The sequence below is a fragment of the Prevotella falsenii DSM 22864 = JCM 15124 genome (genome assembly GCF_000613945.1).
Lineage (GTDB): Bacteria > Bacteroidota > Bacteroidia > Bacteroidales > Bacteroidaceae > Prevotella > Prevotella falsenii.
In genome coordinates this window covers 1-14412 of record NZ_BAJY01000014.1, presented here as the reverse complement: position 1 = coordinate 14412, position 14412 = coordinate 1, and the positions used below count along the sequence as shown (strand labels likewise).

At 43.0% G+C, this 14412-nt stretch carries 9 protein-coding genes and 2 pseudogenes; 4 read left to right on the top strand and 7 right to left on the bottom strand.

The features are described from left to right. Positions 1-10 precede the first annotated feature (10 nt). From mreD to rodA, 3 genes and pseudogenes are all read left to right on the top strand, one after another. Positions 11-514, top strand: coding sequence for a rod shape-determining protein MreD (mreD, locus tag JCM15124_RS06725; RefSeq protein WP_024998804.1), 504 nt, complete (start codon positions 11-13; stop codon positions 512-514). After that, a pseudogene (gene mrdA, locus JCM15124_RS16945) lies at positions 511-2632 on the top strand (penicillin-binding protein 2). Before mreD ends, mrdA begins: the two are co-directional and overlap by 4 nt. Before the next feature lie 49 nt (positions 2633-2681). After that, positions 2682-4157, top strand: a complete 1476-nt coding sequence (rodA, locus tag JCM15124_RS06715) for a rod shape-determining protein RodA (RefSeq protein WP_024998803.1) — start codon at positions 2682-2684, stop codon at positions 4155-4157. 1065 nt (positions 4158-5222) lie between these two features. On the opposite strand, the gene JCM15124_RS06695 is transcribed toward rodA, so the two are convergent. The 4 genes from JCM15124_RS06695 to JCM15124_RS17110 form a co-directional block, all read right to left on the bottom strand. Beyond that, positions 5223-6677 carry a trypsin-like peptidase domain-containing protein gene (locus JCM15124_RS06695; RefSeq protein ID WP_024998801.1) on the bottom strand — a complete coding sequence of 485 codons (1455 nt, stop codon included), beginning with the start codon at positions 6675-6677 and terminating at the stop codon, positions 5223-5225. 418 nt (positions 6678-7095) lie between these two features. Then, positions 7096-7680: a LemA family protein gene (locus JCM15124_RS06690; RefSeq protein ID WP_024998800.1), complete on the bottom strand. Its 585-nt coding sequence runs from the start codon at positions 7678-7680 to the stop codon at positions 7096-7098. A gap of 41 nt (positions 7681-7721) precedes the next feature. After that, positions 7722-8312 (bottom strand): TPM domain-containing protein, encoded by a 591-nt coding sequence (locus tag JCM15124_RS13600; RefSeq protein WP_306303133.1) that lies wholly within the window; start codon positions 8310-8312, stop codon positions 7722-7724. Then, the gene (locus tag JCM15124_RS17110; RefSeq protein ID WP_306303132.1) at positions 8261-8650 is read right to left on the bottom strand and encodes a hypothetical protein; all 390 of its coding nucleotides are present in this window, start codon (positions 8648-8650) and stop codon (positions 8261-8263) included. The genes JCM15124_RS13600 and JCM15124_RS17110 overlap by 52 nt, the downstream gene beginning before the upstream one ends. A 298-nt stretch (positions 8651-8948) precedes the next feature. Here JCM15124_RS17110 and mfd point away from each other — a divergent pair. After that, positions 8949-12418 (top strand): annotated as a pseudogene (gene mfd / locus JCM15124_RS13595) (transcription-repair coupling factor). A gap of 54 nt (positions 12419-12472) precedes the next feature. On the opposite strand, the gene JCM15124_RS06675 reads toward mfd, so the two are convergent. The 3 genes from JCM15124_RS06675 to JCM15124_RS16180 form a co-directional block, all read right to left on the bottom strand. Beyond that, positions 12473-13144 (bottom strand): hypothetical protein, encoded by a 672-nt coding sequence (locus JCM15124_RS06675; RefSeq protein ID WP_024998799.1) that lies wholly within the window; start codon positions 13142-13144, stop codon positions 12473-12475. A 2-nt stretch (positions 13145-13146) separates the two neighbouring features. After that, positions 13147-14010 (bottom strand): AAA family ATPase, encoded by an 864-nt coding sequence (locus JCM15124_RS06670; RefSeq protein ID WP_084608929.1) that lies wholly within the window; start codon positions 14008-14010, stop codon positions 13147-13149. A gap of 147 nt (positions 14011-14157) precedes the next feature. After that, positions 14158-14412: hypothetical protein (locus JCM15124_RS16180; RefSeq protein ID WP_036885216.1), on the bottom strand; the 255-nt coding region annotated here is incomplete at its 5' end.

The window sequence follows — 14412 nt, the reverse complement described above, 5'->3', positions numbered from 1 at the left end:
GATTTAAAGCATGAGCATAGATTTTATAAAGACTTTGGGTTGGTTTGTAATTTTAGTACTTGCGCAAGTATTTGTACTGAACTACATTCATTTGTTTGGTTTTGCAACACCATTGCCTTATATCTATTTCATCTTTCTTTTCAGAAGAAACTATCCTCGATGGGCAATTATACTGTGGGGCTTTCTTATGGGCTTAGTGATAGATACCTTCTCTAACACGCCCGGAGTGTCGTCAGCTTCACTTACTTTGATTGCAGCTATACAGCCTTATATATTGCAGCCATTTATATCACGCGATAGTGCTGAAGACCAGAAACCGGGTATATCGACACTTGGTTATGGACAATACATTTGGTATAGCATAATTTTGACCCTTATTTATTGCACAGTGTTCTTTACGTTGGAGATGTTTAGCTTCTTCAATATCCTTGTTTGGTTGCAGTGTGTGGGCGGTAGTGCCTTGCTGTCTTTATTCTTTGTGTTGGTAATTGAGCATGTGAGGAGTCGCGCATGAAGAACTTTGACTTTGAGAAACGCCGTTTGGTGCTTAGCGGAGTGGCGGTTGCAATCATTACCGTTTACTTGATACGTCTGTTTGCGCTTCAAATAGCAAGCGACGACTATCGGAAACGTGCCGATTCCAATGCTTTTTTGAAGAAAATAGAGTTTCCTTCGCGTGGTATTATTACTGACAGAAAGGGGAAACTACTCGTTTATAACCAGCCTGCGTATGACATAATGGTGGTTATGAACGAAGAAAAGGGGCGTCTTGATACCTTAGAGTTTTGCAAGGCTTTAAATATTACAAAGGAATTCTTTGTTCAACGCATGGTGGATATAAAGGACAGAACAAAGAACCCCGGATATTCTCGATTTACTCAACAGCTGTTTATAAGTCAGTTGAGCGATAAAGAATTTAGTTCCTTTCAAGAAAAATTGTATCGTTTTCCCGGTTTTTATATCCAAAAGCGTAGCATTCGTCAATACCATAGAACGATTGCGGGGCACGTTTTGGGCGACGTGGCAGAGGTGAGTCAAGGCGACGTTGAGGAAGACGAGTATTATCAGCCGGGCGATTATATCGGCAAGATGGGCATTGAACGTGAATATGAGAAGTCTTTGCGTGGGCAAAAGGAGTGCAAATTCTGCTTCGCGACGCTCATGGGCGTATCAAAGGAAGGTATAAAGAAGGGCAATACGACCAAAAACCCAAGGCCGGAAAAGATTTGCAGTTAGGAATTGATGCCGATTTGCAAGCACTTGGAGAACGCTTGATGGAAGGGAAATTGGGTGCCATTGTAGCCATTGAGCCAAAGACAGGGCAAATTCTGGCAATGGTTTCTTCGCCAACATTCGACCCTCGTGAAATGATTGGCAAGATGAGAGGTAAGAACCAACAGCGAATGACACTCGACCCGGCAAAGCCATTGCTCAATCGTGCCATTATGGGACAATATCCTCCGGGGTCTACATTCAAAACAAGTCAAGCCATTACTTATTATAGTGAAGGCATTGTAAACGACTCTACGCGTTTCCCTTGTCCGCATGGATTTTCCTTCAAAGGACTGCATGTAGGTTGCCACGGACACGCTTCTCCTATTTCTATTGTGCCTGCATTGAGTACCTCTTGTAATGCTTACTTCTGTTGGGGACTGTATTATATGTTGTCGAACAGGAAAAAGTATAAAACGCTTGATGATGCAATGAACCGCTGGCGCGACTATATGGTTTCAATGGGATTTGGTTATAAGCTGGGAATTGACCTGCCCGGTGAGAAGCGTGGGCTTATTCCGAATGCAGAATTTTATAACAATGCCTTTGACAGATGGAACCCGTTATCGGTTATTTCCATTTCGATAGGCAGGGCGAAATAAACCTGACACCGTTACAGATAGCCAATCTTGGGGCTATCATTGCTAATCGTGGATATTACTATACGCCACACGTTGTACGAAAGATACAAGGAGAGCAGTTGGATAAGAAGTATCTGGAAAAGCATAAGGTAATGGGAACGCCCCGTTCGTTTAATGAAGTAGTGGCAGGTATGGTGTCTTCGGCACGTGGCGGTACTTGTGCCCACGCGGTTCACCCCGGTTATACACTTGCCGGTAAGACGGGTACGGCGCAAAACCGCGGTAAAGACCACTCGGTGTTTATGGGCTTTGCACCTGTGGAATCGCCTAAGATAGCCATTGCCGTATATGTGGAAAATGGTGGATTCGGTGCTGTTTATGGTGTACCGATAGGTTCGTTAATGATGGAGCAATATATCAATGGCAAGCTAACACCGCACGATGAAGCTCAAGCTGCGTCAATACAGAAACGCCATATCAGCTATCCTTTCAGGCAAAAGTTGAGTATGGCTGATTCGTTGCGTTTAGATTCGATAAAGCGTGTAAACCAAATAAAAGATTCTTTGCGACTTGTTCGTGAGAAGCAAAATATGGAAGCCAAGCAACGTGAACGAGAATTAAAAGAAGCAAGAGACGCGAAAGAGAAAGAGAAAAATCAGCAGCCGTTGAACGACCCTATCATAAGAATGGAAGATGAAGTAAAGATAAGAACCGAAAACGACGAGAAAGAGAAAGACAAAACCAATAAGGGAAAGAAGAAAGACAGAGAAAATCGTTAGGCAGACGGCGAAGAAACAAAAGGTTTAACAACGAATAAAAGGCAAGATAATGGCAAGTAATTATAAATCGAACAAACAGTCAGGCGTGCTTCGTTCATTAGATTGGTGGACGATAGGCATTTATTTGGCATTGCTTTCTTTTGGTTGGGTAAGTGTCTGTGGTGCGAGTTATACTTATGGCGATACCGATATTTTGTCGTTGTCATCGCGTTCCGGTATGCAAATTGTTTGGATAGGCACTTCCATTTGTCTTGGTTTTGTGTTGTTAATGATGGACGACCGCATTTACGACACGTTCGCTTATGTGATTTACGCATTGCTGTTGCTTCTGTTATTTGCCACAATCTTTAATCCCCACACCATAAAAGGGTCGCGTTCGTGGCTCGTTTTAGGACCTTTACGTTTACAACCCGCCGAGTTCGCTAAGTTTGCAACGGCTTTGGCAATTGCCAAGTTTATGTCGGCATACGGTTTTACCATTTCCAATTGGAAACATTTGACCGCTGCTGCAGGTATTATAGTGTTGCCAATGTTGTGCATTGTAGGGCAGCGCGAAACGGGGTCGGCACTTGTTTACCTATCATTCTTCCTGATGTTTTACCGGGAAGGTATGCCCGGTTCGTTCCTTTTCACGGGCGTGGCAATGATATTGTATTTCGTTGTAGGCGTTAAGTACGACAGTGTGCTGCTTTGGGACACTCCCACTTCGGTAGGAAAGTTCAGTGTGCTTCTGTTGGTGCAACTGTTTAGTGCCGGAATGGTGTGGACGTATTTGCACGAAAAGATAAAGACACAGAAGATATTGTTATTCTCTCTTGGCATCACTCTGTTTTGCTTCTTATTCTCCGAGTTTGTAATACCTTTCGATATTGTCTGGGTTCAACTCGTTATTTCAGCAGGCTTGATAGGCTATTTGGTCTATAATGCTATGAGTACCCGCATTGTCCACTATCTTTTCATTGCCTTGTTTGCTGTTGGTTCGATAGCATTCTTCTATTCTGCCAACTATGTTTTGAACGATGTAATGCAGCCACACCAACGTGTGCGTATCAATGTGCTGTTAGGATTAGAGGAAGACCTTGCGGGTGCGGGCTACAATGTGCACCAGAGCGAGATTGCCATTGGTTCGGGTGGATTGCAAGGAAAAGGTTTCTTGAATGGAACACAAACAAAGCTCAACTTTGTGCCGGAGCAGGATACCGACTTTATTTTCTGTACGGTAGGCGAAGAAGAAGGCTTCCTTGGTTCGGCTGCCGTGCTGTTATTGTTCTTAGCTTTAATACTTCGTCTGATGTATATAGCCGAGCGGCAACCCTTCAAGTTTGGGCGAGTCTACGGCTATTGTGTCGCAAGCATTTTCCTTTTCCATGTCTTCATCAACGTAGGAATGGTGCTCGGTTTGACGCCTGTTATCGGTATTCCGCTGCCATTCTTTAGTTATGGTGGCTCTTCTCTATGGGGGTTCACACTGCTGCTATTTATTTTCTTGCGCATAGACGCAGGTCGAAACCTGATAAGGCAGTAGTTTTGCAGAACGGTGGAAACTCATTGGGATTTCCTCTATCGGGTCTATCATGAAGCATTTATATGCAGGGTATGTGCCTGAAAAGTATCCTTGCTTTTGTAAAGATAATTCTGTTAAAAAGTGATATAATCGCTTTTGCGTTGCGAAACCGTAGGTTTTGCAACGCAAAACCTACGGTTTTACCGTGCAAAACAGCCGCTTTTGGAACGCAAAACAATAGGTTTTGTAATGTGCTGATAACGAGTAAGTTAATCGAAGGATATTCTTCTGAAAAATCTTTACGTTTTCGTTGTCTGATTTCTGTCTATTAAACGAGAAATACGGGCTGTAGTGTAGGAAGGTTAAAAGGCATTTTCTATAAAAAAAAGTATTGCTTTTATGTTGCAAAAGAGCTGATTTCGCAACCGAATAATGTTAATTCCGTTTTCTTGCCTTATTGGTTTTCTGTTGCAAAATAGCCACTTTTGCAGCCTATTGGAAGCACGTCGGAGACGAGGAAGTATTGGATTTGCATTGCAAAATAGCCGCTTTTGCAGTTGAAATTAGCACAAGTGGTAGTAAATGGGGATTGGTTTTACGTTGCAAAAGAGCCACTTTCGCAGCGTCAAAGCGAAATAATCGTTTTCTTAATGAATTATCTTTGCAGAATTAAGGTTATTTTTAGCCTTTGCTGTTCGTTGTGTGTAGGTGTGCAATTCATTGCGTTCCTCATATCGACGCTGTTGTTTCTTCGGTGTTTGGAATATAATAAATCACGTCCTTACCTGTCAATGTACATTATAAAACCTATCTTCTTGCGGTATTGAAGATATTGTTGGCAATTGCTTTAAGCAAGAAAAAGAAAATCAAATCCCTCAAAAAATATCGACTGAACCACTTCTGCACTGTTGAAATAAAAAAGCCTCGCTGTTTGTATAAGAACGGCGAGGCTTTTCTATATCAGTATTTCTGCGTTTGGTTTGAACTGTTGGCAGACCGCTTGAAACAATTCTTTTAGTTTAACCGGAGCCGTTTCAGTGTAACGGTCTGTTGTGTAGGCTTAGACCAAACTTAGGCAAAAATGGTTTATTCTGACAACGGAACTGCGAAGTAAGCTTTCTTTCCGGTAGGATAGATGCCCTGAATGTAGAGCACAGGTTCGCTGCCGGTAGAGGCAGACTTAACTATCTTCTGCAGTGCATCGATAGAATTAACAGTCTGGTCGTTCACCTTCTGAATAATGAAACCACGGTTGATGCCTGCTTCGCGCAATGCACCGCCATTTACTTTTATTACTTCAAGACCATACTTTATGTTCAGCTGCTTTTGCATAGCTTCGGTTACAGGGCGGAATTGTCCGCCAAGAACGTCGATGTCGGCTTGTGCAATAGGCTTTGTCGTACCTTGAGCATTCTTCAACGTTATGGTTTTTGATATTTCTTTCTTGTCGCGTAGGAAAGTTATAGTAGCTTTGTCGCCGGGGCGTTTTACGTTCAGGAGTTGCTGAAGTTCCGACATCTTGGTTACTTTCTTGCCGTCGAACTTCGTGATAACGTCTTTGCTGCGCAATCCTATCTCTGCTCCGTTTCCGTCTTCGCTTACCTTATCGACAAAGACACCTTCGTTTGTGCCAAGGTCTACGGTCTTTCCTTCTTCCTTTTGCGCATTGATGTAGTTGAGAACATCGCCGCCCTGAATGCCCAACATTACGCGCTGAACACTTCCATACTTCTTAATGTCCTCTACAACTTTGTTCATAATGACGGTTGGAATGGCAAAACCGTAACCGCTGTAAGAACCTGTCTGCGAGTAAAGCATGGCGTTGATTCCCACCAATTCGCCCTGAACATTTACAAGCGCACCACCGGAATTACCTTGATTGATGGCAGCATCGGTCTGAATAAAGCTCTCTACACCTTGTGTTGCGCCCAATCCGCGTGCCTTTGCACTTACAATACCTGCCGTAACGGTGTTGTTCAAGTTGTAAGGGTTGCCCACTGCAATTACCCATTCGCCCACTTTCAGATTGTCGGAATTGCCAATCGGGAGCGTAGGAAGGTTGTTTGCACTTACCTTAATCAAAGCAAGGTCGGTGCTTTTGTCGGTTCCCACCACGCGAGCCGAATATTCGCGGTTGTCGTTCAGAGTAACCGTGAGTTCGTCGGCACCTTCTACAACGTGATTGTTTGTAACGATATAGCCGTCCGGAGATATGATGACGCCACTACCCGTAACGCTTCGTTTTGGTGTCTGTATTTGCTGTTGGCGTGAGCCACCGCCCGGATTGCCAAAGCCAAAGAAGTCGAAAAATCCGCCAAATGGGTCGTCGGGTACTTCTATTGTTTTTGTTTTCGAGTTCTGTGCGTTCTTAATGTGTACCACTGCCGGTAATGCCTTTTCGGCAGCATAGGTAAGGTCTACCGGTTGTCCCGGTGCGCTTACCGGTGCTTTGGCAGCATATACCTTGATGAAAGCTCCTGCTGAGAATGTCAGTGCAAGCACGCAAGCTGCACCAACGAAAAGTTTTTCAATCTTTTTCATAATCTCTTTATCTTATTAAATTAATATTGTTGTTTTTACAATCCTAATATGCCAAATGACAATTTGTCAGCTGGTAAACCTGTGTTAAAGGTCTTTGTTATCTCGAGGCAGTTGTTCTTTGTTTGCCACCTCGTTGCAAAACCAAGTGCAAATATAGACCCAAAAAATGTAAATGTGCTAATTTGTCAGTTTTCTTTATTCGTATTTAACAAATAAAAAAGGTAACTTAACTATGTTTTATTAGATTGGTAGTAAAATTTACATTCGTTCAGTATAGTGGTTTTTCGTAAAGAAAAGGAGTTAAACCAATACCGATGCTGCTTGTCTCAGAGATGTTCAATGTGTCCATACATCAAGTTCGATGTGTCCATACATCGAACTTGATGGCAAGCAAGGGTAGTGGTTTAACTCCTAAAACTTAGATGTCCAAGTCCGGAGCTTTCTCTGCGCCTTCGGTAGCAGTAAACTTAGTCATCTTGTCGAAACCGAACATACCTGCCAACAGTGAGTTGGGAAAGTGGCGAACGGTTTGGTTGTATGCTTGTACGCTTTCGTTATACTTCTTGCGCGCTTCGTTAATGCGGTTTTCCGTTCCTTCTTCTTGAATTTGCAAAGCCTTGAAATTCTCGCTTGCTTTCAGTTCCGGATATGCCTCGGCAACAGCTATCAAACGTGAGAAAGCCTGCGCAACTTGGTTTTGCGCTGCTTCAAACTGTTTCATTTTCTCGGGTGTCAGGTTGTCAGCATCGAGGTGAATTTGTGTTGCAGCATTGCGTGCCTTGGTTACAGCATCGAAGGTTTCCTTTTCGTGCTTGGCGTATGCTTTCACAATCTTTACCAACTGTGGCATCATATCGGCTCTGCGCTGATATTGCGCCTCTACATTGCTTAAGGCAGTAGTTGCTGCTTCTTGTTTGTCTACCATGCCATTGTAGCCTGAATAAGCCCATAAGCCTAAGATAACCACAATTGCTATTACGATTAAAAGTGTTTTATTCTTCATCTTTTTTTGTTTTAAAATATTATTTTTCTTGCTTAAATGTTCTACCAACCACCGCCGGAACCACCGCCGCCGAAGCTGCCTCCGCCAAAACTTCCGCCACCGAAGCCGCCGCCGAAGTGGCTGTCGTTGATGTGTCCGGGGTTACCCCAGAATATAAAGTTGGTGGTACTGCCGCCTCGTCTGCCACCGCCACGACCGTTGTTTCCACGATTTCTTATCGACCAAATTATCAAAAAGAAGACAACAGACAGAATGATGACAGCTGCGATAGCGTCTTTCATACCGTCTTCGGAGCTTTCAATGCCTGTTTCTCCCGTCTTGAATTTGTTGTAAACAGCCTTCGCCGTGGACAGCATCGCCATATCGGCATCGCCTTTCCGCATATTTCTTACAATGCAGCTGCGTGCAATATCATCGCATTCAACATCGGTCAGGTCGCCTTCCAAGCCATCACCGGGTGCAATAAAGTATTTCCTGTCGTCTACTGCAACCACGACAACCAGTCCCCGGTCGGTCTTTTTGTTGCCCACGCCATACTTGTTTCCGATGTCTTGCGCCACACGAAAAGGGTCGCCGTTCTCTACGTGCGGCACGATAACGAACACCGCTTGCACGCCGGCTTCCTTTTCCAACCTGCCGATATAGCGTCGGTGGAGTCGCGCATGGCTGCCGACATAATGTTTTCGGGGTCGCAAACATATCGCCTTGCGTCTTGAAGATGCACCATTGGTATATTGTCGGCATTCCAATCTTTCGCTGTTGTCGGCAGCGTAAAGATAGAAAAAGGAATGCGCATAATGTAAATATCGCCTTGTTCATGTGTGCAAAGATAGCAAAAAAAGATAGAAATCAGATGCTTTGACAGGACAATATATTTTCCTATTCGCTCGAAGCAGCTTTCTTCTGCCATGTATTGCTTGGCGAGTGTGTTTGTAACAGCTTGTTTTTCAGTTGTAAACTTGCTGAACAATAGTACTTCTGCAACCTTTGAACAACCTTTTTTACACCGCTATTATGGCGATTAAATAAAAACGATAGTACTTTTTGAGAAAAACGTAGGTACTTTTTCAGGAAAACGTCCGTACTTTTTTACTAAAACGTAGGTACTTTTTATTTGTTTACCTCTGACGTTCTAAAAAACAAGCATAAACGAATGGTGGAGTAGGGGCTGAATTCTTCGCTTCAAAGCAGACTATATATAAGGTAAAAGTTGTACCTTTGTACTTCAAAAAAGAAATCCGACAGCTTGCCGGAACGCAACAATTGCGATGAATATACAAGACATACAGAAACTATATGGCGTTTTGCCGCAGGGCGACGCTCTGATGAAAACAATGGAAGAAAAGTCGGTTCGCACGGTTTTTCTTCAAGGATTATTGGCTTCTGCCACACCTATGTTCTTTGCTTCGATAGTAAAACGATGGCAAAAAACGATACTTTTCGTACTGAACGACAACGATGAGGCAGGCTATTTCTACAACGATTTGAAAACTCTTGCCATGCCTGAAGATGGGCAAGAGCAGGCTGCCGAAGTGCTATTCTTCCCTTCTTCGTATCGCAGAGCGGTGAAATATGGGCAGCGCGATGCAGGAAACGAGATACTGCGCACGGAGGTACTGTCGCGTTTGTCGGTCGTCGGCGAGGCGAAAGCTACGGCTTCGTTGCCTCTTTGCATCGTTACCGAGCCTTCGGCATTGGCAGAATTGGTGGTAGCCAAGCATAAGTTGGACGAACATACCTTGTCTGTGAGCATCGGGCAGACGGTGAATTTAACCGAAACAGAGAAGACTTTGCGCTCGTATGGCTTTCGGCAAGTAGACTACGTGTACGAGCGGGGCAGTTTGCCGTGCGTGGCAGCATTCTCGATGTCTATTCCTTTTCGAGCGAACTGCCTTACCGTATCGACTTTTTCGGCAACGATGTAGACACAATCCGCACTTTCGAGGTGGAAACTCAGCTGTCGAAAGACAAGAAAGAAAAGGTGGAAATTGTGCCGGAATTGGCTGCATTGAGCGAAGAGAAAATACCTTTTTTGCAGTTTCTTCCGAAAAATTCTGTCCTTGTAATGAAAGATTTGCTGTACATTCGCGATACCATCGAACGCATTTACAACGATGGTTTTACCGTACAAGCACTGACGGAGCAGCTCGAAGGTAAAACGGAAACAGAGCAAAACGAGTTGAGAAAGCAGTTGCAAGCCAATCTTCAACTCATCACGGCGCGCCGGTTTACCGATGATGCCTTGAACTTTAAGCGCATAGAGTTTGGCGCAAACCGTGCAAACGATGAAGCAAGCAAGGCGATTATACGTTTTAATATTTCGCCGCAACCACTCTTTCACAAGAACTTTGAGTTGCTTACACAGTCGTTGAAAGACTATCTGCTGCAAGGATACAAACTCTATATACTTGCCGACAGCGAAAAACAAACAACTCGGTTGCGCGATATTTTCGACAGTATGGGTGCCGACAGCAAGGCAGAAGCCACCTCTGTGGCAGACAATATACCCTTTATGCCTGTGAACAGAACCATTCATGAGGGGTTCATCGACAACGATTTGAAAGTTTGTTTCTTTACCGACCACCAGATTTTCGACCGTTTCCACAAATACAGCTTAAAGTCCGACAAGGCTCGACAGGGCAAAATGGCTCTTACAATGAAAGAGTTGCAGGAAATGGAACCCGGCGATTTCCTTGTTCATGTAGACTTCGGCATCGGTAAGTTTGCAGGTTTGGTGCGAGTTCCGGCAGGCGAATCCTATCAGGAAATGATACGTTTGGTGTATCAGCACAACGATATAGTGGACGTTTCCATTCATTCGCTCTACAAAATCAGCAAGTATCGCCGTGCCGATAGTGGCGATGCACCTCCCCGGCTGTCTGTTCTGGGCTCGGGAGCATGGGACAGACTCAAGGAAAGAGCGAAGAAACGCATCAAGGATATTGCTCGCGATTTGATAAAACTCTATGCCAAACGACGCCACGAAAAGGGCTTTTCCTTCTCGCCCGACTCGTTTTTGCAGCACGAGTTGGAGGCTTCGTTCCTTTACGAAGATACGCCCGACCAGCTGAAAGCTACGCAAGACCTGAAACACGATATGGAAAGCACTCGCCCAATGGACAGGTTGGTGTGCGGCGACGTTGGCTTTGGCAAGACCGAAGTGGCTGTGCGGGCAGCTTTCAAGGCAGCTACCGACGGCAAACAAGTGGCAGTGCTCGTGCCAACCACGGTGCTTGCGTTCCAACATTATCAAACTTTCAGGAAGCGATTGAAGGATATGCCCGTTACGGTGGACTATCTTTCGCGTGCAAGAACCGCCAAACAAACCAAGCAAGTATTAGCCGACTTGGCTGAAGGAAAGATTGATATTCTTGTGGGAACGCATAAATTGATAGGAAAGAACGTAAAATGGAAAGATATTGGCTTGCTGATTATCGACGAAGAACAGAAGTTCGGCGTATCGACAAAGGAGAAACTGCGCCAACTGAAAAACAATATCGACACGCTTACTATGTCGGCAACGCCCATTCCTCGCACTTTGCAATTCTCATTGATGGGCGCAAGGGATATGAGCATTATGCGAACGCCGCCACCCAACCGTTATCCTATTCAGACGGAAATAGCTTCTTTCTCGTCGGAAGTAATCGCCGATGCGATAAACTTCGAGATGAGCCGCAACGGACAGGTATTTTTCGTGAACGACCGTATAGCAAACTTGCCCGAATTGGCTAATCTTATCAAGAGAAACGTGCCCGATTGCCGTGTAGCGATAGGGCACGGACAAATGAAACCCGAAGAGTTGGAAGAAGTTATCATCGGTTTTATGAACCACGACTACGACGTGTTGCTTTCAACAACCATCGTTGAAAACGGTATAGATATTTCCAATGCCAACACCATTATAATAAACGATGCGCATAAGTTCGGACTTTCCGACCTACACCAAATGCGTGGACGTGTGGGACGTTCCAACAAGAAAGCCTTCTGCTACTTGCTTGCACCGCCATTGGCAGCATTGAACCCCGATGCACGCCGCCGTCTGGAGGCTTTGGAAACATTTTCCGACCTCGGAAGTGGCTTCAGTTTGGCGATGCAAGACCTCGATATTCGTGGGGCAGGCAATCTTCTCGGGGCTGAACAAAGCGGCTTTATGGAAGATTTAGGCTATGAAACCTATCAGAAAATATTGAACCAAGCAGTTACCGAACTCAAGAACGACGAGTTTCAAGACCTTTATACAGAAGAAATGGCAGCAGGAAAAGAACTTACGGGCGACGACTTCATTGACGATTGTGCCGTAGAAAGCGACCTCGAAATGTATTTCCCCGACACGTATGTGCCCGGAAGTTCGGAACGAATGTTGCTCTATCGTGAGCTTGACAACATCGAAAACGATGCCGACCTTGATGCTTACCGCAAGCGATTGGAAGACCGTTTCGGTCCTGTTCCACGTCAGGGAATCGAGTTAATGCAGGTTGTTGCGCTCCGCCGACTGGGCAAACGCCTCGGTTGCGAGAAGCTGATATTGAAGCAAAGCACCCTCCAGATGCAGTTTATATCAAATCCCGACAGTGCCTATTACAAGAGCCGGGCGTTCGGAAAGTGCATCGACTACATCGGCAACAATCCTCGCCGTTGCAACATCAAGGAGAGAAACGGCAAACGTTCAATGGTCGTTACCGGCGTAAAGTCGGTTGGCGACGCCGTGTTTGTGCTGAGAGAGATAGACAAAGGGTAAATAAAAGTATAAAGAAAGTTTTATTAATAGCAATGATTTTGTGAATTAGGCTTTTTATAAAAACTCGCTTGTGTCCATTGTAATACTTGTATTCGGTTCTTCTACATCAATATGGTATAATTCCAATTCATCAAATAAAGCGTTACTTCCTAATGGTACATCTTTCAACCTATGGCATTGGTTTGGTTTTATAGTTATATTCTTTCCTTTATTCTTTATAAAGTGTTTTGTAAGTTCTGTTTCTGTTATATACTTATTATTTGGGGGCAATAAGTTACTTCTATCTAAATCTCGTAAAGATTTTTCTTCACAAGGACGTGAGAAAATGAAACCTTTTACTTTGATATTGCCTTTTATATAATTAGGTAAAAGCCCTAAAATCATATTCAACTTAATATAAGTAGATATGATTTGGTTGCTTGCTTTATAAATATGACAGGGTATAAAAGATGATTTAAGTTCAATAAGAAACAAATATGCTTTATCCTCACTTTGAACTAAAAAAGCCCCATCACAGTCTAATCTAAAAATACCAGCAGCTTTGGAACGTTGAAAGAATCCTGATAAATCTTTAGCTATTTGAGGATCTATACATTGAAAATCTGATTTATCCCATATTACCTCTTTGACTTTAGAATCAACAGAATTCTCCTTGACTGTATGCTTCCCACTTTTGTATTCAAAGTCATATTGTGGTAATAATTTCTTTAAATCGTTCCAAAACATAATTATTCTTCCTCTTTATTTTCAACAATATCGTTAGTTAATGCTAAATCATTCTTGATAGCATTATAAAATGATTCAAATGGTATTTCGTCATCAGCCATAATGTCTTGTTCTACAATTTGAGATGTTCCGTCTTCATTCCGTTTTAGCAAGTATGCGCCAACATTTTCAGGATTCAATAGATATGTTTCTTTTATATTCCATTTAGACAACAACTCCTTAAAGGAACTTTCTTCCATCTTATCCTTTAATAGGAAAAGATTGATAAGGTTGTTTAAACGTTTGATGAGGAAATCACTGTGAGTTGTTATTTGCATGTGTCCCCCTTCATTGACGATACAAGAAATCATATCTGCAACTTTTATTTGTCTATTAGGGTGCAGATGTGCTTCAGGTTCTTCAAATAAAAAAGAGACTCCCTTAGTGGAGTATTTGTTTAAGAATAGTGTTAAAGGAGCAAGCTCTTTGATAGAAGATGCTGCTGCGGTTAAAGGCATATCCGCTCCATGAGTAGAGTATATAATTCTGCCTTCTTCACGTTTTAATTTTCCTTCGTTTACTATTGAGCTACATTCTATAATATCATTATTTGGCTCTTCTGGTCGTGGATTAGCTTCATTTAGTACTTTTTTAAAATCAAAGAACTCATTGTACATACCAGAAAGGAATGCCGGGCGTTCATTTATTTCCATTAATGCGCCTCTTGAAGGAGGTAATAAATAGGTTGAAGACATATCACGGAAATTTTCAAATAGTAGATGTTTTAATTCAGCTTTAAGTAGTGCTGTAAAAGGAGTTTCTGTTTTCTCAAACCTTTTTGAAAGCATTGTATAGGTAATATTACTTGAACTGAGTCTATAAATCATATCCTCTTTTCCTTGTATACCTCCTAATTCTTCTATATAAGTAAATTCAAAGTCTTTATAACAGCATGGAAATGAAATTTCAATATCACCTTGAAAATCATCATTTCCAATGAGATACCCTATATAGGCTATTGCATCTTTGTTAATTCAATCAAGAACTTCTTTCTTTGGAATTGTAAGAATCGTATCGCCAGATGTTGCGTTGGCGAAAATAGATTCAAAGTCATATTTCTTATAAGATACAAAGAAATCTTTTAGCCGGTCATTTGTTTCTGAAAGCAAATAATAAATGTAATGGACCAAAAAAGCAGCATAGCTTTTGCCCAATCCTGATTCACCAGATAAAACCATTAAGGGCTTTATCTTTATATAAGAGTCTTTTATTGCACCAAGTTGGTTGGC